The 18,744-nt window shown below is 61.9% G+C and carries 21 protein-coding genes; 14 read left to right on the top strand and 7 right to left on the bottom strand.

Annotated elements, in window-relative coordinates; translation table 11 throughout:
- The first annotated feature begins 66 nt into the window (after window positions 1-66).
- The 3 genes from ABVN20_RS07115 to ABVN20_RS07105 all read left to right on the top strand — a co-directional run bounded on the left by ABVN20_RS07115 (window position 67) and on the right by ABVN20_RS07105 (window position 2,748).
- On the top strand, window positions 67-984 hold the full coding sequence (locus ABVN20_RS07115; protein WP_368554840.1) for an IS110 family transposase: 918 nt from the start codon (window positions 67-69) through the stop codon (window positions 982-984).
- A gap of 220 nt (window positions 985-1,204) precedes the next feature.
- Entirely contained in the window at window positions 1,205-1,738 is a 534-nt protein-coding gene (locus ABVN20_RS07110; protein ID WP_368554839.1) for a sigma-70 family RNA polymerase sigma factor, read from the top strand.
- Window positions 1,735-2,748: an ABC transporter substrate-binding protein gene (locus ABVN20_RS07105; RefSeq protein ID WP_368554838.1), complete on the top strand. Its 1,014-nt coding sequence runs from the start codon at window positions 1,735-1,737 to the stop codon at window positions 2,746-2,748. The genes ABVN20_RS07110 and ABVN20_RS07105 overlap by 4 nt, the downstream gene beginning before the upstream one ends.
- Before the next feature lie 106 nt (window positions 2,749-2,854).
- On the opposite strand, the gene gstA is transcribed toward ABVN20_RS07105, so the two are convergent.
- Entirely contained in the window at window positions 2,855-3,457 is a 603-nt protein-coding gene (gstA, locus tag ABVN20_RS07100; protein ID WP_368554837.1) for a glutathione transferase GstA, read from the bottom strand.
- 99 nt (window positions 3,458-3,556) lie between these two features.
- On the opposite strand from gstA, the gene ABVN20_RS07095 reads away from it, so the two are divergent.
- Window positions 3,557-4,429: a LysR family transcriptional regulator gene (locus ABVN20_RS07095; protein ID WP_368554835.1), complete on the top strand. Its 873-nt coding sequence runs from the start codon at window positions 3,557-3,559 to the stop codon at window positions 4,427-4,429.
- Window positions 4,430-4,839: 410 nt separating this feature from the next.
- Window positions 4,840-6,159: a methyl-accepting chemotaxis protein gene (locus ABVN20_RS07090; RefSeq protein WP_368554834.1), complete on the top strand. Its 1,320-nt coding sequence runs from the start codon at window positions 4,840-4,842 to the stop codon at window positions 6,157-6,159.
- A gap of 115 nt (window positions 6,160-6,274) precedes the next feature.
- Here ABVN20_RS07090 and ABVN20_RS07085 read toward each other — a convergent pair whose 3' ends face one another.
- The 3 genes from ABVN20_RS07085 to ABVN20_RS07075 form a co-directional block, all read right to left on the bottom strand.
- On the bottom strand, window positions 6,275-6,853 hold the full coding sequence (locus ABVN20_RS07085) for a hypothetical protein (RefSeq protein WP_368554833.1): 579 nt from the start codon (window positions 6,851-6,853) through the stop codon (window positions 6,275-6,277).
- A 159-nt stretch (window positions 6,854-7,012) separates the two neighbouring features.
- A complete protein-coding gene (locus tag ABVN20_RS07080; protein ID WP_368554832.1) occupies window positions 7,013-7,645 on the bottom strand; it encodes a glutathione S-transferase family protein in 633 nt (210 codons plus the stop codon).
- Window positions 7,646-7,714: 69 nt separating this feature from the next.
- Window positions 7,715-8,746, bottom strand: a complete 1,032-nt coding sequence (locus tag ABVN20_RS07075) for a LacI family DNA-binding transcriptional regulator (RefSeq protein ID WP_368554831.1) — start codon at window positions 8,744-8,746, stop codon at window positions 7,715-7,717.
- Between the two features lie 215 nt (window positions 8,747-8,961).
- Here ABVN20_RS07075 and ABVN20_RS07070 point away from each other — a divergent pair, with 215 nt between their 5' ends.
- Together ABVN20_RS07070 and ABVN20_RS07065 are read left to right on the top strand one after the other, a co-directional pair.
- Entirely contained in the window at window positions 8,962-9,495 is a 534-nt protein-coding gene (locus ABVN20_RS07070; protein ID WP_368554830.1) for a gluconokinase, read from the top strand.
- A gap of 81 nt (window positions 9,496-9,576) precedes the next feature.
- On the top strand, window positions 9,577-10,929 hold the full coding sequence (locus tag ABVN20_RS07065) for a GntP family permease (protein WP_368554829.1): 1,353 nt from the start codon (window positions 9,577-9,579) through the stop codon (window positions 10,927-10,929).
- Window positions 10,930-11,119: 190 nt separating this feature from the next.
- Here the strand turns inward: ABVN20_RS07065 and alaC are convergent, their stop codons facing one another.
- Window positions 11,120-12,334, bottom strand: coding sequence for an alanine transaminase (gene alaC / locus ABVN20_RS07060; protein ID WP_368554828.1), 1,215 nt, complete (start codon window positions 12,332-12,334; stop codon window positions 11,120-11,122).
- 139 nt (window positions 12,335-12,473) lie between these two features.
- On the opposite strand from alaC, the gene ABVN20_RS07055 reads away from it, so the two are divergent.
- From ABVN20_RS07055 to ABVN20_RS07045, 3 genes are all read left to right on the top strand, one after another.
- Window positions 12,474-13,136: a LysE family translocator gene (locus ABVN20_RS07055; protein ID WP_368554827.1), complete on the top strand. Its 663-nt coding sequence runs from the start codon at window positions 12,474-12,476 to the stop codon at window positions 13,134-13,136.
- A gap of 67 nt (window positions 13,137-13,203) precedes the next feature.
- A complete protein-coding gene (locus ABVN20_RS07050) occupies window positions 13,204-13,689 on the top strand; it encodes a GyrI-like domain-containing protein (protein WP_368554826.1) in 486 nt (161 codons plus the stop codon).
- A 97-nt stretch (window positions 13,690-13,786) separates the two neighbouring features.
- Entirely contained in the window at window positions 13,787-14,275 is a 489-nt protein-coding gene (locus ABVN20_RS07045) for a GNAT family N-acetyltransferase (RefSeq protein WP_368554824.1), read from the top strand.
- Between the two features lie 140 nt (window positions 14,276-14,415).
- Here the strand turns inward: ABVN20_RS07045 and ABVN20_RS07040 are convergent, their stop codons facing one another.
- Window positions 14,416-14,901 carry a GNAT family N-acetyltransferase gene (locus ABVN20_RS07040; protein ID WP_368554823.1) on the bottom strand — a complete coding sequence of 162 codons (486 nt, stop codon included), beginning with the start codon at window positions 14,899-14,901 and terminating at the stop codon, window positions 14,416-14,418.
- A 141-nt stretch (window positions 14,902-15,042) separates the two neighbouring features.
- Between ABVN20_RS07040 and ABVN20_RS07035 the strand changes: the two genes are divergently transcribed.
- From ABVN20_RS07035 to ABVN20_RS07025, 3 genes are read left to right on the top strand one after another with little or no spacing between them, the layout of a single operon-like run.
- Complete coding sequence (locus tag ABVN20_RS07035) at window positions 15,043-15,468, top strand: nuclear transport factor 2 family protein (RefSeq protein ID WP_368554822.1); 426 nt, start codon at window positions 15,043-15,045, stop codon at window positions 15,466-15,468.
- Between the two features lie 21 nt (window positions 15,469-15,489).
- The gene (locus ABVN20_RS07030; protein ID WP_368554821.1) at window positions 15,490-15,840 is read left to right on the top strand and encodes a YciI family protein; all 351 of its coding nucleotides are present in this window, start codon (window positions 15,490-15,492) and stop codon (window positions 15,838-15,840) included.
- Between the two features lie 14 nt (window positions 15,841-15,854).
- The gene (locus ABVN20_RS07025) at window positions 15,855-17,090 is read left to right on the top strand and encodes an RNA polymerase sigma factor (RefSeq protein ID WP_368554820.1); all 1,236 of its coding nucleotides are present in this window, start codon (window positions 15,855-15,857) and stop codon (window positions 17,088-17,090) included.
- 216 nt (window positions 17,091-17,306) lie between these two features.
- Here the strand turns inward: ABVN20_RS07025 and ABVN20_RS07020 are convergent, their stop codons facing one another.
- Window positions 17,307-18,161: a LysR family transcriptional regulator gene (locus tag ABVN20_RS07020; RefSeq protein WP_368554818.1), complete on the bottom strand. Its 855-nt coding sequence runs from the start codon at window positions 18,159-18,161 to the stop codon at window positions 17,307-17,309.
- A 90-nt stretch (window positions 18,162-18,251) separates the two neighbouring features.
- Between ABVN20_RS07020 and ABVN20_RS07015 the strand changes: the two genes are divergently transcribed.
- Window positions 18,252-18,674 (top strand): multidrug/biocide efflux PACE transporter, encoded by a 423-nt coding sequence (locus ABVN20_RS07015; RefSeq protein WP_368554817.1) that lies wholly within the window; start codon window positions 18,252-18,254, stop codon window positions 18,672-18,674.
- Window positions 18,675-18,744: the final 70 nt, after the last annotated feature.

Here is an 18,744-nt window from a genome sequence, read left to right as displayed (position 1 = left end):
CCACTCGAATCACAAGCGTGGGCAAAGCCAGAGCACTCTCACTTCTGAGTGTAAGAGGGTTTTGTCATGATTTCCTGGGTTGGCATCGATATCTCCAAATCAAAGCTCGTTGTCTGGGTTCAACCACAGAACGACGGCTTTGATGTTCCAAACAGTTCTGAAGGCTTCGTTGAGCTGATCCAGCGCTTGAACCGTTACGAAGTTGGCCGGGTTCTGCTGGAAGCTACGGGCGGTTATGAGCGCCAGAGCATGGTCGCCTTGCAAAACGCGCACTTCAACGTGCTGAGGATCAATCCCCGGCGAGCCAGAGCCTTTGCTGTGGCAATGGGCAAAAATGCCAAGACCGATCCGATCGACGCCGCTGTCCTGGCCGCGTTCGCCGAAGCTCTGCATGCTCCCTGCGACCCAGTAATCTCGCCCCAGCGAGAGGCTCTACGCGAGCTGATTCAGCTACGCGAACACTTGGTTCAGCAGCGAGACGACAACAAGCGTCGGCTGCAACAAGCCCAGCTGCCAGCGGTTGTCGGCATGATCGAGGAACACATTCGCTATTTGCAGATACAGATCAGGCAACTCGGCAAGGCCATCAACCAAAGCATGCGCGACCTGGATGCAGAGAAAACCGAGCGGCTGATTGCTGTTAAAGGCATAGGCACAGTGGCTGCCGCCAGTTTGCTGGTTTACTTGCCCGAACTTGGTGAGCTGAATCGTCGGGAGATCGCGGCGTTGGCCGGCATCGCGCCATACAACGATGACAGCGGTAATCACAGCGGGAAGCGCCAGATTTACGGGGGACGAGCCCGAGTCCGCCGTGCACTCTACATGTCTTGCTGGGTCGTAATCCGCCACCAGGCAGACTTCAAGGCACGCTACGAGGCTTTACGCGAGCGAGGCAAGAGCGCGAAAGTCGCGCTCATCGCCTGCATGCGAATACTGCTGATTAGACTCAACGCCATGCTGCGAGACGGAACAGAGTGGCGGTGATGAGCGGTATGGGTAAGACAGTTGCTCCCACAAATTCTGCAAACGCCGCGAATCCCTGTAGGAGCGGGCTTGCCCGCGATAGCAATAGCCCGGTGACAGCATAAATTCCATAAAAGAATATAAAAATGAATTTTAAGTATTATTAACGAATAAGGCTCCTTGCTAGGATCCCCCTCACCGGACCACCGGACATTCAGCGACCCTAACCCCTGGAGCCTTTATGTCCGGCACCGATTTGTCCCATCGTCACGATGTGGGTGGCTTGTTCCGCGCCCATTACCCCTGGTTGTGTGCTCGCTTGCGCCAGCGACTGGGCGGCCGCTCCAGCGTCGAAGACATCGCCGCGCAAACCTTCCTGCAACTGCTCGAATCGCCGAATCTCGCGCCGATCCGCGAGCCCCGTGCCTTGCTCACCACCATCGCCCAGCGCCTGGTTTATCAGCATTGGCGGCGCGGTGATCTGGAGCGTCGTCACCTCGAACACCTGCAACAACTCGATCAGCCGCACGCTGCCTCGCCCGAGGCCCTGTGGCAACTGACCGAGAACCTGCGGCGCCTCGATCGAACGCTGCAACGTCTGCCGGGCAAGGTGCGCGCCACGTTCCTGTTGTCGCGGGTCGACGGCCTGAGCTACCCGCAAATCGCCGCCGAACTGGGCATTTCCCAGCGTTCGGTCAGCGACTACATGACCCGCTCCCACGCCTTGTGCCTCCAGCACAGTGCCAATGAACCCCTGCATCAGAGGTCTGCATGAAAACCATCAAAAGTCTGCTCGGCAGTTCGCTGCTGGCCCTGAGCCTGGTGGCCGGCCAGGCATCCGCCGCGGAAAAAACGGCGCCGATTCACTTTGGCGACATCACCTGGGAAAGTGGCAGCCTGATCACCGAGGTCCTGCGCCTGATCGTCGAAAAAGGTTATGGCTACCCCACTGACACCTTGCCTGGCAGCACCGTCAGCCTCGAAGCGGCGCTGGCCAAAAACGATATTCAGGTGATCGGTGAAGAGTGGGCCGGGCGCAGTCCGGCCTGGGTCAAGGCGGCCGCCGAAGGCAAGGTGTTTGGCCTGGGCGACACGGTCAAAGGTGCCACCGAAGGTTGGTGGGTGCCGGAATACGTGATCAAGGGTGACCCGGAGCGCGGGATCAAGCCGCTGGCGCCGGAGTTGAAGTCGGTGGCCGACCTGGCGCGCTACAAGGACGTGTTCCGCGACCCCGAGGATCCCAGCCGTGGACGCTTCCTCAATAGCCCGACCGGCTGGACCTCGGAAATCGTCAACAGCCAGAAGCTCAAGGCCTATGACCTGACCACCAGCTTCGTCAACTTCCGCACCGGCTCTGGCGCGGCGCTGGACGCCGAAGTTGCGTCGTCGATCCGGCGAGGCAAGCCGGTGCTGTTCTACTACTGGTCGCCGACACCGCTGTTGGGCCGCTACAAACTGGTGAAGCTCGACGAACCGCCGTTCGATGCCGAAGCCTGGAAGACCCTGTCCGATGCCAATCACCCGCACCCCAAGGGCACGCGCTCGATGCCGGCGAGCCTGGCCATCGGCGTGTCCGCACCGTTCAAGGCGCAGTATCCGGAACTGGTGACGTTCTTCGAGAAAGTCGATTTCCCCATTGATCTGCTGAACCAGACACTGGCGCAGATGGCCGAGAAGCGTCAGCCACCACGCCAGGTCGCACAGGCCTTCTTGCGCGACCAGCCGCAGGTGTGGAAAGGCTGGGTGCCGGGCGAGGTGGCGGCGAAGGTGAGTGCCAGCCTCTAACCCTGCTGTTGCCTTCCTGTAGGAGCGAGCTTGCTCGCGATGGCGGTGTGTCAGCCACACTGATATCTCTGACACACCGCATCGCGAGCAAGCTCGCTCCTACAGGTCACGCCAGCTCCGCGGCCAACGCTGCACTGACCGATGGGCGCTGGCCGATTCGCGCCTGAAATTTCGCCAGCGCCGGCCACCGCTGCAGGTCGATGGCAAACCCCGCTGCCCAGCGCAGCACCGTGAACAGGTACGCGTCAGCCACGCTGAAGCCGCTCGCCAGCAGATAATCCTGGCGCTCCAGGGTCTGGCACAACACGGCAAAGCGCTTGAACAGTTTCTCTTTGATCTGCGTTTTTACCTCCTCGGCAAATCGCTCGTTGAACAGCCAGCCCAGCCCGCCATGGATCTCCGTCGAGACGAAGTTCAGCCACTCCTGCAAGCGCACCCGTTCGAACGTTCCGGTTGTCGGCGCCAGGTGGGCTTCGGGGCGCAGGTCCGCCAGGTATTGCAGGATCGCCGGGCCTTCGGTCAGCACCTGGGCGTTGTCCAGTTGTAACGCTGCTACGTAGCCCTTGGGGTTGATGGTGAGGAAGTCGGCACCGTCGGCGGTTCGTTTGCTGCGGTTGTCGACGCGGATCAGTTCGAAAGGCAGCTCGAGTTCGCGCAACACAATGTGCGGCGCCAGCGAACAGGCCTGGGGGGCGTAATACAGCTTCATCGGCAGGTCTCTGGTGAGGGAGTGGCGCCAGTGTCATAGTGCGCGCCACCCTCGGTAAAATTAATCTTTCAGGGTGCTGCCATAAGGAGAGCTACTGCCATGATGAACCTGATGCACTGGCGAATGGTTGTGGCCGTGGCGGACACCGGCAACATCACCCGCGCCGCCGAGCGCGTGGGCATGACGCAATCGGCCGCCAGCCAGGCGCTGGCGTTGATCGAGCAGACCCTGGGCGTGCAATTGTTCAGCCGGGAAAACCGCCAGACCCTGCCCACGGCCGTCGGCCTGTCGGTGATCGAGCAGGCGCGCAGCATGCTCGGCGCTCTGGAGAGCATCCGCAGCACCGTCGATGCGGCCAAGGGCGTGCAGCGCGGCACGATCCGCCTGGCCAGTTTCCCCATGGTGCTGGCGACGTTCCTGCCGCCCTTGCTGCGCGAGTTCAACCGGCTTTATCCGGGAATCGAGGTGGTGGCACTGGAGGTCAGCGACGACGAAGTGGACAGTCTGCTGACCGCCGGCCTGGTGGATGTCGGCGTGGTGTTGAACCCGCCGCCCGAGCGCAATGCTGGCCGCCTGGGCTGTGATGCCTGGATGGCCGTCGTGCCCACCGGCCATGACCTGGCGCGGCGCTCGACGGAAGAGGGCGTCACGCTTGCGGAACTGGCGCAACAGCCCTTTGTACTGGCCACGGGTGGCTGCTCGACCAACGCCCGCAGCCTGGCCCGCGATGCCGGCCTGCAGCTCGACGACGTGCGGGTCGAGGTGCGCGAATGGAACAGCGCCTTCACCTTGGTGCGGGAGAACATCGGCGTGACCCTGGTGCCGGAGATGACCCTGCCCAAGCAGCTCCAGGGGCTGCGGGTGATGCCGCTCAAGCCGCGCATCGACCGTGAATTCGCCCTGGTGGTGGCGCCAGGCAAGCCACCTTCGGCAGCCGTCGAGGCGTTGTTGGCGATGCTGGCGACTCGCTGAAAAAAGAATAGCGCTGAACCGATTTTGTCCCAGATGCTGGCCGACTAGTGGCCTTGCGTGCTATGGGCGACTGTCTATGCTGACTCGTAACTAACTGTGTCGGACAGGTCGTCCGCGCAGGCTCGAGAGTGCGCAAGCCAAGGCACCGCAACGAGCGCCAAGGAGCCTTGCCTTAAATGGAGTTTGCTATGAAAACATCAGGGTTGGCCCGGTCCCGGGCTTTCAAGAGACGGATGTCTTGAGACGAGCGTTGCCAAATGGACTCTCCGATTCAAATCATTTGATCACCTGACCAGTCCCTCCCGTGGAGGGACGCGTGTGCCTGTTCCTGGGGAACGTTGTGGTGGATGCAATGAAAGGCCGAAGCACTTTCATCTATCAAAAAAAACCGCGCTTAGGGTGATACGACCATGTTCAATCTGCATCACAAGGCTGACCTGCTGGAAATCGAACGTTTCAGCTGTGCGCTGGGCGAGGCCAACGCCAAACTGGCGGCCATCTGCCGTTCCATGGCGATGATCGAGTTCACCCCGGACGGCTTCGTCATCGAAGCCAACGATAATTTTTGCGCAGCCATGGGTTACAGCGCCGAAGAGGTGCGCGGCAAACATCACCGGATCTTTTGTGAAGAGTCGTTCTACCGCAGCGAAGAATACGCCAGGCTGTGGCGCGACCTGGCCCGTGGCGAACCGGTCAGCGGCACGTTCCCGCGCCTGGACAAGAGCGGCCGGGAAGTGTGGCTCGAAGCCAGTTACATGCCGGTGTTCGGCGCGGATCGTCAGGTAAAAAGTGTGATCAAGGTGGCCTCCGACATTTCCGAACGGGTGCACGAGGAACACGAGAACAAAAGCATGCTGGCGGCCATCGGCCGGTCCATGGCGGTGATCGAATTCACCCCGGATGGTCGCGTGATCACCGCCAATGACAACTTCCTCAACGCCACGCACTACTCGCTGGGCGAGATCGTCGGCCAGCACCACAGCCTGTTCTGCCACCGTGCTGAAGCGGAATCCACCGGTTACAAGGCGTTCTGGGCGTCACTCAATCGCGGCGAGTATCACTCGCACCGTTTCGAGCGCAAGGACAAGCACGGTCGCACCATCTTCCTCGAAGCGTCCTACAACCCGCTGTTCGACACCAAGGGGCGTCTGTACAAGGTGGTGAAGTTCGCCAGCGACATTACCCATCAAATGACCACCCTGCAAACCGCCGCCGAGTCGGCCCACAGCACCTCGGTGCAAAACGACGCCTGTGCGCAGAAGGGTTCGCAGGTGGTGCAGCAGACGGTGCAGATCATCCAGGACATTTCCCGCGACCTGAACCAGGCGGCGCTGAGCATCGACGCGGTGAGCAAGCAGTCGGACATCATCGGTACCATCGTCCAGACCATTCGCGGCATTGCCGACCAGACCAACCTGCTGGCGCTCAACGCGGCCATCGAAGCGGCGCGCGCCGGGGAACACGGGCGCGGGTTCGCGGTAGTGGCCGATGAAGTACGCAGCCTCGCCGCCCGCACCAGCCAGGCTACGGTGGAGATCGTCGATGTGGTACGCAAGAACCACGACCTGTCGGTGAGTGCGGTGTCGAGCATGCAGTCGAGCCTGAGCCGAACCGGGCTTGGGGTCGAGTTAGCGAATGAGGCGGGGGAGGTGATCCTGGAGATCCAGCAGGGCTCACGGCATGTGGTGGATGCGATCAGCCAGTTCAATTCGACATTGCAGTTGAATTGATCCCTGTAGGAGCGAGCTTGCTCGCGATGGCGGTGTGTCAGCCACACTTATATCTCTGACACACCGCATCGCGAGCAAGCTCGCTCCTACAGGGGCGGTGTTGTGCCTGGTGTGATTACAACGACGCCAGGAACTTCTCGACCACCGGGGCCTTGCTTGGGTCACCGCTTTCCTGCGCCTGCTCGGTCTTGGCAATGGCGGCCTTGTCCTGCATGCGCTGGGCGATTTCCTCACCGATAGCTTTTTGCTTTTCCGGCGGCATTTCGGCGATTTCTTCCTCAGTCAGCCCCATCTCTTCGAGAATCGCATCATGAATGCGTTCTTCCGGGGACTTGGCCATCCAGTCCTTGAAGTCCTGGGTGGCGCTACCGCTGGTGCCGATGCGCTCCTTGGTGCCTTCCGGCAGTGGCGCGTAAGTCGCTTGCAGCTCGACACGGGTTTTCGCGAACGCCTCGTCAACGTTGTCGCTGATTTTGGCGGCGGCGTTGACCTGCTCGGTGCTCAGCTTGGAAACAGCGGCCTGGACGTTGCCGGCCTCTTTGCTGTTTTGCAGCTGGAGGTTGTTTTGCACGTTCTGCATCAGCATGCCTTGCAGGCCGCCCTGCAGGCCGGCAGCGGCATCGGTGGTCGGATCTTCGCCGGGCTTTTTGAGGAACAGGGGTGTAACCAGGTTCTGTTGTGCACTGACCAACATGATGAGTAGACCTTGTAGGTGGTTGCGGTACAGAGCGAAGAGCAATTAGCGTGCCCAAGCCATAAAAGTCTTTAATTACAAAGGCTTGGCTTGTGGCGTCGGCTGTACATTCAAGGACGAGCGGTCATCTTTTGCCGCCGGGCGGCAGCGGCCGACCGATCAGGGCAGGCCGTTGCAGACGTGTTTGAGAAAACCGGGGCGTTGCGCCAGTCGCTGGAAATACTCGTCGATGGCCGGAAAGTCAGGGCGCTCCATCGGCGTCATCAACCAGCGATTGATCGACAGCCCGATGACGATATCGGCGAGGGTGAAGTGCGCGCCGACCACAAACGCCTGGGTGCTCGCCAACTGATGTTCGAGGATCGCCATTTTCTGGTTCCAGCCGCGCAGGCCGTGGGCAATGCGCTGCGGGTCCTGGAACTCCGGGTCCTTGCGCACCAGCGCGGTAAAGGCGTAGCTCCACGAACCGTTGAGGTCGGTGGCCTGCCAGTCCATCCACTTTTCCACCTGGGCCCGCGCCGCCGGATCCGTCGGCAGCAACTCGCTGTTGTGGTGTTTGCCGGCCAGGTAGCGGCAGATGGTGTTGGACTCCCACAACACCCCGGCCTCGTCGATGATCACTGGCACTTGCGCGTTGGGGTTCAGGCGCAAGAATTCCGGGCTGTGGGTCGAGGCGAACCCGCTGCCCCAGTCCTCGCGCTCATAGCTGATGCCCAGCTCGTCGCAGGTCCACAGGACTTTCCTGACGTTGATGGACGAGGCTTTGCCAAGAATCTTCAGTGCATGTTCCATAAAGCCACTCCTTTAGCGCCAGAACGGGGGCTTACCTTCAAGGTTAGTTGAAAAGCCCCGGCGAGCGGGTCAGGTGCTTTCCCGCACCATCAATTCGAAGCCCATGTCCTGCACGGGCCGGGCCACGGTGTTGCCGGCCATCAGGGTCAGCATTTGCTCGGCAGCCCGGCGACCAATGGCTTCACGCGGGGTGTTGATGCTGCTCAGGCGCGGGACCATGTGCGCCGACATCGGCAGGTCGTTGAAACCCAGGATCGCCACCTGCTCGGGGATCTTGATGCCGCAGCGCATCGCTTCCAGCAGCGCGCCCTGGGCCAGGTCGTCGTTACCGAAGAAGATCGCATCGACATCCGGATGGCTGGCGATCAGTTGCAGGAACAGTTCACCGCCCAAACCTACGGAGGAGGCGCGCGGGGTCAGCACTTCCAAGTCGGGGTCGTAACGACCGGCCGCTTGCAACGCCTTGCGAAAGCCTTCGCCACGCAGCAGGGTGCGTTGGTCGAGTTGCGCGCCAATGTAGGCTAGGCGCTTGCGCCCACGGGACAGCAGGTGCTGAGCCGCCGTTTCGCCGGCCGCCAATTGCGAGAAGCCGACGCAATTGAGCCCGGCGGCGCTGTCCAGCTCCATCATGTAGACGCAGGGAATGTTGCTCGCTTCGATCATCCGCCTTGAGCTCTCGGTGCGATCGAAGCCGGTCAGCAACAGGCCGCGCGGCTGGTAGGCCATGTAGTTGCGCAACAGGTTTTCTTCTTCATCACGCGAGTAGTGGAAGTTGCCGATCAGCACTTCGAAGCCCTTGGGGCGCAAAACCTGATGAATGGCTTCCAGGGTGTCGATGAACAGAAGGTTGGACAACGACGGCACCAGCACCACCACCGAATGGCTCTGGGCCGAGGCCAGGGCGCGGGCGGCGGGGTTGACCACGTAGTTGAGCTCCTGCGCGGCTTTCTGCACTTTTTCCACCAGCTCAGTGGCGACCGTGCTGACCCCGCGCAACGCGCGCGAAGCGGTGATCGGGCTGACGCCGGCCAGTCGGGCCACTTCATTGAGGGTCGGACGGCCAGTGGTTCGAGTATTTTTATCGTTTTTAGGGGAGGTCATCGGGCGGCTTGCCAAACAAAATTCAAGGCACTAAGGTAGCGCTGTCCCGAAGCAGCTGCAAATGCGTAAGCGAGTTTGACCTGAAGCTCGCTTTTCGGCGTTGGGACGCAATTGGCTGCAAACCACAAAAATGACAAGAAGGCGTCGGCAACTTCTGCTTTTGGTCTAGTGTCATAACTGGCAAAGGTAGCGCTGTCTGCGCGCTGAGGTGTTACATGACTCATCCCATCACCGCCCTGGTCATCATGGGCGTCGCCGGTTGCGGCAAGACCTGCGTCAGCGAAGCTCTCTGCGAGCTCAGCGGCGCCACTGCCATTGAAGGCGATACCTTTCACCCTGCCGCCAATATCGAAAAAATGAGCGCGGGCATCCCCCTGAACGACGACGACCGTGCCGGCTGGCTCGACACCCTGTGCGCCGAACTGCGCCGGGTCGATGCCGCAGGCCAGCGTCCGGTGCTGACCTGCTCGGCGCTCAAGCACATTTATCGCGAACGCCTGCGCAGCGCTTTGCCCGGCCTGGGCTTCGTGTTCCTCGAACTGACCCCTGAGGTGGCCGCTGACCGCGTCTCCCATCGGCCGGGTCATTTCATGCCCTCGACCCTGATCGACAGCCAGTTTGCCACCCTCGAATCACCGGTGGGCGAGCCGCTGACCCTGGCGCTGGACGCCTCCAACCACAGCGTCGAGCAGTTGGCACAACAGGCGCATGCCTGGTGGCTGGAGCACGGCCTGAAACGCGCCGGTTGATTTTTCCCGTAGAGATAGCGCTGTCCTTTCAGCGTTCGAATAACCCGCTTTAATAACAACAACAACCAGGAGACACCCCTAATGTTTGGCATGTCCCACGAAACCTTCCTGCTGCTCGATGCAGTGGTGACGGTGATCGGGCTTATCGTCCTGATCACCAAGTTCAAGTTCCACCCCTTCATTGCCCTGATCATCGCCGCCGCTTTCCTCGGGCTGACCTCCGGCATGCCGATCGGCACCATCATCAAGGCGTTCCAGGACGGCTTCGGTGGCGTGCTCGGTTTCGTCGGCATCATCCTCGCGCTGGGCACCATGCTCGGCAAGATGATGGCCGAGTCCGGTGGGGCGGACCAGATCGCGCAGACGCTGATCCGCGCCTTCGGCAAGGAAAAAGTGCAGTGGGCGATGATGTTCGCCGCGTTCCTGGTGGGCATCCCGCTGTTCTTCGAAATCGGTTTCGTGTTGCTGATTCCGCTGGTGTTCATCGTCGCCCGGCGCACCGGCGTGTCGATCATCAAGATCGGTATCCCGCTGCTGGCCGGCCTGTCGGCGGTACACGGCCTGGTGCCTCCGCACCCGGGCCCGCTGCTGGCCATCGGCGTGTTCGGTGCCGACATCGGCAAGACCATCCTCTACGGCCTGATCGTCGCACTGCCGACCGCCATCATTGCCGGCCCGATCTTCGGTACCTTCATTGCCAAGCACATTCCCGGTCACCCGAACCAGGAACTGGTGGACCAACTGGCCCGCGAGACCGACTCGGCCAACCTGCCAAGCTTCGGCATTACCCTGGTCACCGTGCTGTCGCCGGTGTTCCTGATGCTGCTCAAGACTTTTGCCGACGTGGTGCTGCCCGACGGCAACTTCTTCCGCACCTTCATGGACCTGATCGGTCACCCGATCTCGGCACTGCTGCTGGCCTTGCTGCTGTCGCTGTACACCTTCGGCTACAAGCAGGGCATCGGTTCGCAACAGATGCTCAAGTGGCTGGATGCCAGCCTGGCGCCGACCGCCGCAATCATCCTGATCATCGGTGCCGGTGGTGGCTTCAAGCAGATGCTGGTAACCAGCGGCGTGGGTGACGTGATCGGCCACATGGCCGTGGCGGCGCAGATCTCGCCGATCCTGCTGGCGTGGCTGGTGGCCGCGGTGATTCGCATTGCCACCGGTTCCGCTACCGTGGCGACCATTACCGGCGCGGGCATCGTGGTGCCGGTGGTGGGGATGATCCCGGGCGTCAACCGCGAGCTGCTGGTGCTGGCCACCGGTGCCGGTTCCCTGATCCTGTCCCACGTGAACGACGCCGGTTTCTGGCTGGTCAAGCAGTACTTCAACATGACCGTGGCCGAAACCTTCAAGACCTGGACCGCGATGGAAACCATCCTGTCGGTGGTGGGCCTGGGCTTTATCCTGTTGTTGTCGCTGTTCGTCTAAGGGCGGATGGCAGGCACAAAAAAACCGCAGCGATGCGGTTTTTTTGTGGGTGATTGATGTGCAGAAAATAGCCCTTGTGGAGATCCCCTGTGGGAGCGAGCCTGCTCGCGATAGCGATCCATCTGTGACATCTACAGTGAATGACACACCGCAATCGCGAGCAGGCTCGCTCCCACAGTAATGCTGTGTGTCAGCTGGTTTTCTGCACCAACCCATCCGCCCGAAACATCCCGCGAATCCCCCGCACAGCCTGGCGGATTCGGTCCTGGTTCTCGATTAGGGCGAAGCGCACGTGGTCGTCGCCGTACTCACCGAAACCCACGCCCGGCGAGACGCAGACCTTGGCCTCGGCCAGCAGCTTCTTGGCGAACTCCAGCGAGCCCAGGTGCGCATAGGCCTCGGGGATCTTGGCCCAGACGTACATCGAGGCTTTCGGGTTTTCGACCATCCAGCCCAGCTCATGCAGGCCCTTGACCAGCACGTTGCGCCGCTGCCGGTATTGCTCGGCGATGTCGCGCACGCATTGCTGGTCGCCTTCCAGGGCGGCAATGGCGGCCACTTGCAGCGGGGTGAAGGTGCCGTAGTCGTGGTAGCTCTTGATCCGCGCCAGGGCGTTGACCAGCTCCGGGTTACCGACCATGAAGCCGATGCGCCAGCCCGCCATGTTGTAGCTCTTGGACAGGGTGAAGAACTCCACCGCGATATCCTTGGCACCCGGCACTTGCATGATCGACGGGGCTTTCCAGCCGTCGTAGACGATGTCGGCGTAAGCCAGGTCGTGGACCACCAGGACGTCATACTGCTTGGCCAGGGCGATCACGCGTTCGAAGAAATCCAGCTCCACGCACTGCGCGGTGGGGTTGGACGGGAAGCCGAGGATCATCATCTTCGGCTTTGGAATCGAACCGCGAATCGCTCGCTCCAGTTCGGCGAAGAAATCCACACCCGGCACCAGCGGCACCGAACGCACCTGGGCACCGGCGATTACCGCGCCGTAGATGTGAATCGGGTAGCTCGGGTTGGGCACCAGCACGGTGTCGCCCTGGTCCAGGGTCGCCAGCATCAGGTGCGCCAGGCCTTCCTTGGAACCGATGGTGACAATGGCTTCGCTCTCGGGGTCGATCTCGACCTCGTAGCGTTCCTTGTACCAGTTGGAAATCGCCCGGCGCAGACGCGGAATACCCTTGGACGTCGAGTAGCCGTGGGTGTCTTCGCGCTGGGCGACGGTCACCAGTTTCTCGACGATATGCGGCGGGGTGGCGCCGTCGGGGTTGCCCATGCTCAAGTCGATGATGTCTTCACCACGACGACGGGCGGCCATCTTCAGCTCGGCAGTGATATTGAAAACGTAAGGGGGGAGTCGATCTATGCGCGCAAAGCGGCGCGGCGAACCTTGTTCGGCCATTGTTGCCTCGATAACGTAAGCGCCCGGAACCGTCCGAGCGACGCTGGCCACTGCGGTGGCCTGGGGCGCAATGTACGGGCAGCTGTGACAGACTGTCCAGCCTCAATGACAACATTTTTTTCCCGAAGGAAATCGGTCGATGGAATTTAGCAGCGGCTTCCTGCTGAGCCTTTCCCTGTGCCTGGACATTGGCGTGGCCAACATCGCCATGATCACCCTGGCCATGCAGCGCGGCTATTTTCAAGGCTTTGCCCTGGGCCTGGGCACCTGCGTGGGCGACCTGATCTACGCGGTGCTGGCGCTGGCCGGCATGACGGTTTTGCTGCAATACGAAACCGTGCGCTGGGTGCTGTGGATCGGTGGCTCGGTGCTGCTGGTGTACTTTGCGGCGAAGATGATCTATTCGGCGATTCACCACGAGGCACTGCTGGCCGAGACCGCCGAAGTGGGGCACAACTCCCATCGCAAGGAGTTCTTTCGCGGGATCTTCCTGGCCATGTCGTCCCCCAGCGCGATCCTCTGGTTCGCGGCGGTCGGTGGCACCCTGATTGCCCGTTCCGGTGGCGGTGGGCCGCTCAGTTCGGCGCTGTTCCTCGGCGGTTTCCTCTGTGCCGGGCTGTTGTGGTCGGCCGGCCTATGCTTCGCGGCGAGCCATGGCGGCAAGTTGCTGGGCGACAAGCTGCTGCGTTACTCGTACCTGGCATCGGCGGCGATCTTCTGTTATTTCGCGGTGTACGTGATCCTATCGGGGTACAACGAGTTTGTCGGCACCGCGGCCGTGGAGGCGTTGCACAGCCTCTGACTTGGCGAATCGGGTTTGGCCTCTATACTCCCAGCCGAACCCATTTTTTCGCATCAGGAGTCGAGCCATGGATGAGCCAAAATCCGTCGAACTGGCTGAACCACGTATCGAACATGGACACTTCCGATTGATCGCAGGCCTTGGCGGGCGCTTCAACCAGCAAACGGTCAAGGACATCGTCACGCTCTGGGATCAATTCGTGCCGCACATTGGCCGGATTCCTGGTCAGGTGGGAGGCGAGACCTACGGCGTCGGCTGCAATTTCGGCGACAACGACGAATTCGACTACATCGCCGGTGTCGAGATCAGCAAGCTCGACGACCTGCCGGACACCTACCGCTGGGTCGAACTTCCGCCCCAGCGTTACGTGGTGTTCGACTACAAGGGGCCGCTGAGCCAATTGCCGCAGGTCTTTCAGTACATCCACGGTACCTGGTTGCCGCAGTCCGGGCACGAGCTGCTGCAGACCCCGGAGTTCGAGCGCTACAGCGACGATTTCAATCCGCAGCTCAACACCGGTACGCTGGAAATCTGGCTGCCGATCAAGGCGTAGAAGGGCAGCGAGAGGCGGATCCGCCGATTCGTCTCTCGATGTCGCCGGGTGGCTGATCTATCATCCCAGGCTTTCTTCCTGCCAAATCCGAGCTGCCATGAACACCGTCATCCGCAACGTCACGCCCGCCGACCTGGACCGCTGCTACGCCATCGAAACCCAGGCCTATGAAGGCGACGAAGCCGCCACGCGTGAGAAAATCGCCACACGCATCGCCACCTGGCCTGAAGGTTTCATCGTCGCCGAAGTGGACGGCGTTGTAGCCGGTTTCATCAATTCCGGTGCGGCGTTCGAGGTGGAAATGTCCGACGAGGCCTTCAAGGAGCTGATCGGCCACGACCCGGCCGGGCCGAATGTGGTGATCATGTCGGTGGTGGTGCACCCGGACTTCCAGGGCCAGGGCCTGGCCAAGCGCCTGATGAGCGAATTCATCGAACGCATGCGCGGCCTGGGCAAGGCGACCATTCACCTGATGTGCAAGGAACGGCACATCCCGCTGTACGCCGGCTTCGGCTTTGCCTATATCAAGCCCTCGGCGTCGGACCATGGCGGGATGGCTTGGCATGAGATGGTATTGAGTCTCTGAGCCTCCACAGCATTTTTACTGTGGGAGCGAGCCTGCTCGCGATGGCGTCGTGTCAGTCACTGAACATCTGACAGGCAGAGCGCAATCGTCGGAGCGCCGCCCGGAGCAGGCTCGCTCCCACATTTGTATTGGGGGCGGGTTTAGAAACTCATCCCCATCCGCCGCTCATACCCAATCCGCCCCTTGTACGCCTCGCCGCTGTCGACAAAACCATACTTGGCATACAGCCCGATCGCCTGCGCATTGTCCGCATCCACCGACAACTCCAACCCCCTGATCTCCGGCCACGCCTCGCGCGCCACTGCGGGCAGCGCCAGCAGGCACGCCTTGCCGTAACCCTTGCCCTGCTGACGCTGGTCGACTTGCAGCGCGTGCAACGTGGCGCTGTGTTCATCGGCCCAGACGGGCAGGGCGGGTGGGCGCTTGAGCAGCAGGAAGGCCACCGGCACGTCTTCGGCCAGCAGGGCAAAACCCTTGACCCCAGGCCCCGGTTTGGACAGCAGCGTGTGCAAGGCGCCGTGAATGTCGCCGGAAAACTTGATCTGATCCTGATGAACTTCGATGGCCTCGACCTGCTGTCTCTGTCGCGGGTTCAGGCTGTCGTAAGAAACGAGCTTTGCTGACATGGGATTGTCCTTTTTCCTACATGGAAGAGGCTCGAATTCTAGCGACTCTGAAGATTTGGATTACTTTTATTTCAACTGTCGAATTGCAGGATCTCCAGACGACTAGGGATGTCTTCACAACAAAAGCAGCGGAGAACCACCATGAGCGCGACCCACGAAATCGAGAAATTGATCGACACCTATCGCCAGGCAGTGATGGCCAAGGATGTCGATAAGATCATGGCCCTGTATGGCGACGACATCGTCTCCTTCGATGCGGTCAAGGCCCTGCAATTTCGCGGCAAGGCGGCCTATCGGGCGCACTGGCTCGAATGCATGGAAATGTGCCAGGGCCCGCACACGTTCGACTTCGACCACATGAACGTCGTCGCCGACGAGCACATCGCGTTCGCCCACTGGCTGGCCCATTGCGGCGGGGCCAACGAGCAGGGCGAAGTCCAGGCCTGCTGGATGCGGGTGACCGCCTGCTATCGGCGCGACGGCGGGCAATGGCGCATTGTCCATGAACACTGGTCGGCGCCGTTCGACATGCAGAGCGGCACGGCGCTGTTCGACTTGAAGCCCTGACGGTCTGATGCGGAGAGCCCCATGAAGTATCTATGCCTGGTCTACAGCAACGAGCAGGAGCTGCACTCCCTGCCCGAAAGCCCCAAGGACGCCGAGTGCATGGCTTACGCCGAGTCGATTCAGGGCAGCGGCCGGATGCTGGCGGCCGAGGCGCTGGAGTCGGTGCAGACCGCCACCACGGTGCGCATGCGCAACGGCAAGCTGTCGATCACCGACGGCCCGTTCGCCGAAACCAAGGAGCAACTGGCCGGTTTCTACCTGATCGACGTCAAGGACCTTAACGAAGCCCTGCAGGTCGCCGGGCACATTCCGGCGGCCCGGGTCGGTTGCGTCGAGGTGCGCCCCGTCCGTCAATTGAACCTTGAGGGTTAAGGCATGCGCCACCGATGAGCGGGATGTCAGTCAAGGCCCGGGTCGAGCAGGTGTACCGCGAGGAATCGCGGCGCATTCTGGCGACCCTGATCCGCTTGCTTGGCGATTTCGACCTGGCCGAAGAGGCGCTGCACGAGGCGTTTTTCGTCGCGGTCGAACGCTGGCAGCGCGACGGTGTGCCGGACAACCCGCGCACCTGGCTGGTGTCCACCGGGCGCTTCAAGGCCATCGACGTGCTGCGCCGGCGCGCGCGCTTTGCCGCCTCCCGACCGCTGTTGATCGCCCAGGCCGAGGCGCTGGAACAGAGCGACTGGAGTGACGACGATGTGGAAGACGACCGCCTGCGCCTGATTTTCACCTGCTGCCACCCGGCCCTGGCGGCGGACGCCCAGGTGCCGCTGACACTGCGTGAAGTCTGCGACCTGACCACCGAGGAAATAGCACAGGCCTTTCTCTGTGCGCCGGCGACCATTGCCCAGCGCATCGTGCGCGCCAAGGCGAAGATTCGCGACGCGAAAATCCCCTATCAGGTGCCGACCCTGGCCGAGTTGCCCGAACGGCTCGACAGCGTGTTGCGGGTGATTTACCTGGTGTTCAACGAAGGTTACTCGGCGTCGGTGGGCAGCGAGTTGACCCGCGAGGAACTGACCCGCGAAGCGATCCGCCTCGGGCGCTTGTTGATGGAACTGTTGCCCGAGCCCGAAGTGATGGGTCTGCTGGCGATGATGCTGTTGCATGAGTCGCGGCGCACGGCACGCACCTCGCCCAGTGGTGAGTTGATCCTGCTGGATGAACAGGATCGGTCCTTGTGGGATGCCGACATGATTGCCGAAGGTTGTGCATTGATCGAGCGGGCCCTGGGCATGCGTCGCTTCGGGCCTTACTGCCTGCAAGCGGCGATCTCGGCGGTGCACGCCGAGGCGGCGACGGCAGAGGAGACCGATTGGGAACAGATCGTCGGGTTGTACGGAGTGTTGCTGGCGGCGATGCCGTCGCCGGTGATCGAACTGAACCGCGCGGTGGCGATTGCCAAGCGCGATGGGCCATTGGCGGGGCTGACGCTGGTCGAGGCGATTCTTGCGCGAGGGGATTTGCAGGACTATCACCTGGCGCACTCGGCGCGGGCGGAGTTCTGTCGGCAGTTGGGGCGGGTGGAGGATGCGCGAGCGGCGTATGAGCGGGCGTTGGCATTGACTCAGCAGGTGCCGGAGCGGCGGTTTATAGAGGGGCGGATCAAGGGGTTGGAGTGAGGTGAATGTGCTGGCCCCATCGCGAGCAGGCTCGCTCCCACACGGTCTTGCGTCGAACACAACCTCAAGGACACCCAGCGACCCTGTGGGAGCGGGCTTGCTCGCGAAGGCGTCGTGTCAGTCACCCATTATGTTGGATGGGCGGGCCCCTTCGCGAGCAAGCCCGCTCCCACAGGGATCCCCGGTGTACATAAAGTGATAAGGTCCCAAGGCCCTTCACTCCAACATTTTCCCCAACAACCAACTCCCCGCCGGCCCCGGTGGGTGCAGGCGCGACCACAGCGCATCGACGAACAGCGGCTTGGGCCAGCCGCGCACGTCCAGCTCCTGCAAGGTCCCGGCGCCGAAGCGCCCGACCAGCCAGCGCGGCAGTGGCGCCCAGCCAAAGCCACCCTCGGCCATTTCCAGCAGCATCAGGTAACTGGGCGCTGACCACACTCGCCCCTTGGCGCGGGTTTCGTACGGGTTGACGATGGCCGCCAGGCGCAATTCGCGGTGCTGCTGCAACTCCGCCTGGTCGATGCCCGATAGCGCCGCCAGCGGATGATCGCGGGACACGAACAAGGCAATGTCCGTGCGTTCCTGCACCGTGGCGCTTTCCAGGTCCGGCGGATAACTGGGCTGCTGCTCGGCGAACGCCACCTGGGCCCGGCCGCTTTGCACCAGGGCGATCAGGTCGTCGCATTCGGCGATCAGACATTCGAATTCCAGCTCCGGGTAACGCTGCTCGAAGGCACTGAGCGCCGCCTCGAAACGGTCCGATTGATAGGTGTCGGACATCGCCACCGTCAGCTTCGGCTCCACCCCTTGGGCCAACTGGCTGGCGCTCATCTCCAAGCGACTGGTGGCGGCGAGGATTTCCTCGGCGCGCTGCAACATCACATGCCCGGCCGGGGTCAGCGTCGGTTTGCGGCTGCTGCGGTCGAACAGGATCAGGTCGAGGTCGATCTCCAGGCTCGCCACCGCCGCGCTGACGGTCGACTGACTGCGCCCGAGCTTGCGCGCCGCCGCCGAAAACGAACCTTGGGTCGCCGCCTGGACGAACGCCTGCAACACTTCCTGGGAGGCCATGAACTATCGCCTTGCTCGATGGTTATTGGTTATGAAGTATCGGTGTGGGAAGGGATGATGACAACCACATTCACTCACGGAGCGCAGGTCATGAACACCCGCAAATCCCTTACCGAACGCATCTGCCAGGCTATCGGCTTCGAACTGCTGGCGATCCTGATCTGTACGCCGCTGCTGGCCTGGATCATGGACAAACCGATGCTCGACATGGGCGCGGTAACCATGGCGCTGGCCTTCCTCGCCCTAGGCTGGAACGTGGTGTTCAACGGCGTGTTCGACCGCGTGTTGCAGCGCTTTGCCATCGTCCACAACGCCTGGACGCGGGTGGTGCACGCATTGCTGTTCGAAGGTGGCCTGGTGGCGGTCGGCGTGCCGCTGATCGCCTGGTGGCTGGACGTCAGCCTGTTGCAGGCGTTCGTGATGGACATCGGCGTGCTGCTGTTTTTCTTGCCGTACACCTACGTCTACCACTGGGGTTACGACGTGATGCGGGCGCGGATGGTCGGTGCCTGAACCCCGCCCCCCAGTGACGACCCCCTGTAGGAGCGAGCTTGCTCGCGAAGCGGTGTGTCAGCCGACGCAT

The organism is Pseudomonas sp. MYb118 (assembly GCF_040947875.1).
In the GTDB taxonomy this organism is placed as follows: domain Bacteria; phylum Pseudomonadota; class Gammaproteobacteria; order Pseudomonadales; family Pseudomonadaceae; genus Aquipseudomonas.
This window is presented reverse-complemented; position numbering and strand designations above follow the sequence as displayed.

Bases quoted from the DNA above. Each gene is read 5' to 3' on its own strand.
- ABVN20_RS07115 (WP_368554840.1), top strand. From the start codon at position 67: ATGATTTCCTGGGTTGGCATCGATATCTCCAAATCAAAGCTCGTTGTC.
- ABVN20_RS07110 (WP_368554839.1), top strand. From the start codon at position 1,205: ATGTCCGGCACCGATTTGTCCCATCGTCACGATGTGGGTGGCTTGTTC.
- ABVN20_RS07105 (WP_368554838.1), top strand. From the start codon at position 1,735: ATGAAAACCATCAAAAGTCTGCTCGGCAGTTCGCTGCTGGCCCTGAGC.
- gstA (WP_368554837.1), bottom strand. From the start codon at position 3,457: ATGAAGCTGTATTACGCCCCCCAGGCCTGTTCGCTGGCGCCGCACATT.
- ABVN20_RS07095 (WP_368554835.1), top strand. From the start codon at position 3,557: ATGATGAACCTGATGCACTGGCGAATGGTTGTGGCCGTGGCGGACACC.
- ABVN20_RS07090 (WP_368554834.1), top strand. From the start codon at position 4,840: ATGTTCAATCTGCATCACAAGGCTGACCTGCTGGAAATCGAACGTTTC.
- ABVN20_RS07085 (WP_368554833.1), bottom strand. From the start codon at position 6,853: ATGTTGGTCAGTGCACAACAGAACCTGGTTACACCCCTGTTCCTCAAA.
- ABVN20_RS07080 (WP_368554832.1), bottom strand. From the start codon at position 7,645: ATGGAACATGCACTGAAGATTCTTGGCAAAGCCTCGTCCATCAACGTC.
- ABVN20_RS07075 (WP_368554831.1), bottom strand. From the start codon at position 8,746: ATGACCTCCCCTAAAAACGATAAAAATACTCGAACCACTGGCCGTCCG.
- ABVN20_RS07070 (WP_368554830.1), top strand. From the start codon at position 8,962: ATGACTCATCCCATCACCGCCCTGGTCATCATGGGCGTCGCCGGTTGC.
- ABVN20_RS07065 (WP_368554829.1), top strand. From the start codon at position 9,577: ATGTTTGGCATGTCCCACGAAACCTTCCTGCTGCTCGATGCAGTGGTG.
- alaC (WP_368554828.1), bottom strand. From the start codon at position 12,334: ATGGCCGAACAAGGTTCGCCGCGCCGCTTTGCGCGCATAGATCGACTC.
- ABVN20_RS07055 (WP_368554827.1), top strand. From the start codon at position 12,474: ATGGAATTTAGCAGCGGCTTCCTGCTGAGCCTTTCCCTGTGCCTGGAC.
- ABVN20_RS07050 (WP_368554826.1), top strand. From the start codon at position 13,204: ATGGATGAGCCAAAATCCGTCGAACTGGCTGAACCACGTATCGAACAT.
- ABVN20_RS07045 (WP_368554824.1), top strand. From the start codon at position 13,787: ATGAACACCGTCATCCGCAACGTCACGCCCGCCGACCTGGACCGCTGC.
- ABVN20_RS07040 (WP_368554823.1), bottom strand. From the start codon at position 14,901: ATGTCAGCAAAGCTCGTTTCTTACGACAGCCTGAACCCGCGACAGAGA.
- ABVN20_RS07035 (WP_368554822.1), top strand. From the start codon at position 15,043: ATGAGCGCGACCCACGAAATCGAGAAATTGATCGACACCTATCGCCAG.
- ABVN20_RS07030 (WP_368554821.1), top strand. From the start codon at position 15,490: ATGAAGTATCTATGCCTGGTCTACAGCAACGAGCAGGAGCTGCACTCC.
- ABVN20_RS07025 (WP_368554820.1), top strand. From the start codon at position 15,855: ATGAGCGGGATGTCAGTCAAGGCCCGGGTCGAGCAGGTGTACCGCGAG.
- ABVN20_RS07020 (WP_368554818.1), bottom strand. From the start codon at position 18,161: ATGGCCTCCCAGGAAGTGTTGCAGGCGTTCGTCCAGGCGGCGACCCAA.
- ABVN20_RS07015 (WP_368554817.1), top strand. From the start codon at position 18,252: ATGAACACCCGCAAATCCCTTACCGAACGCATCTGCCAGGCTATCGGC.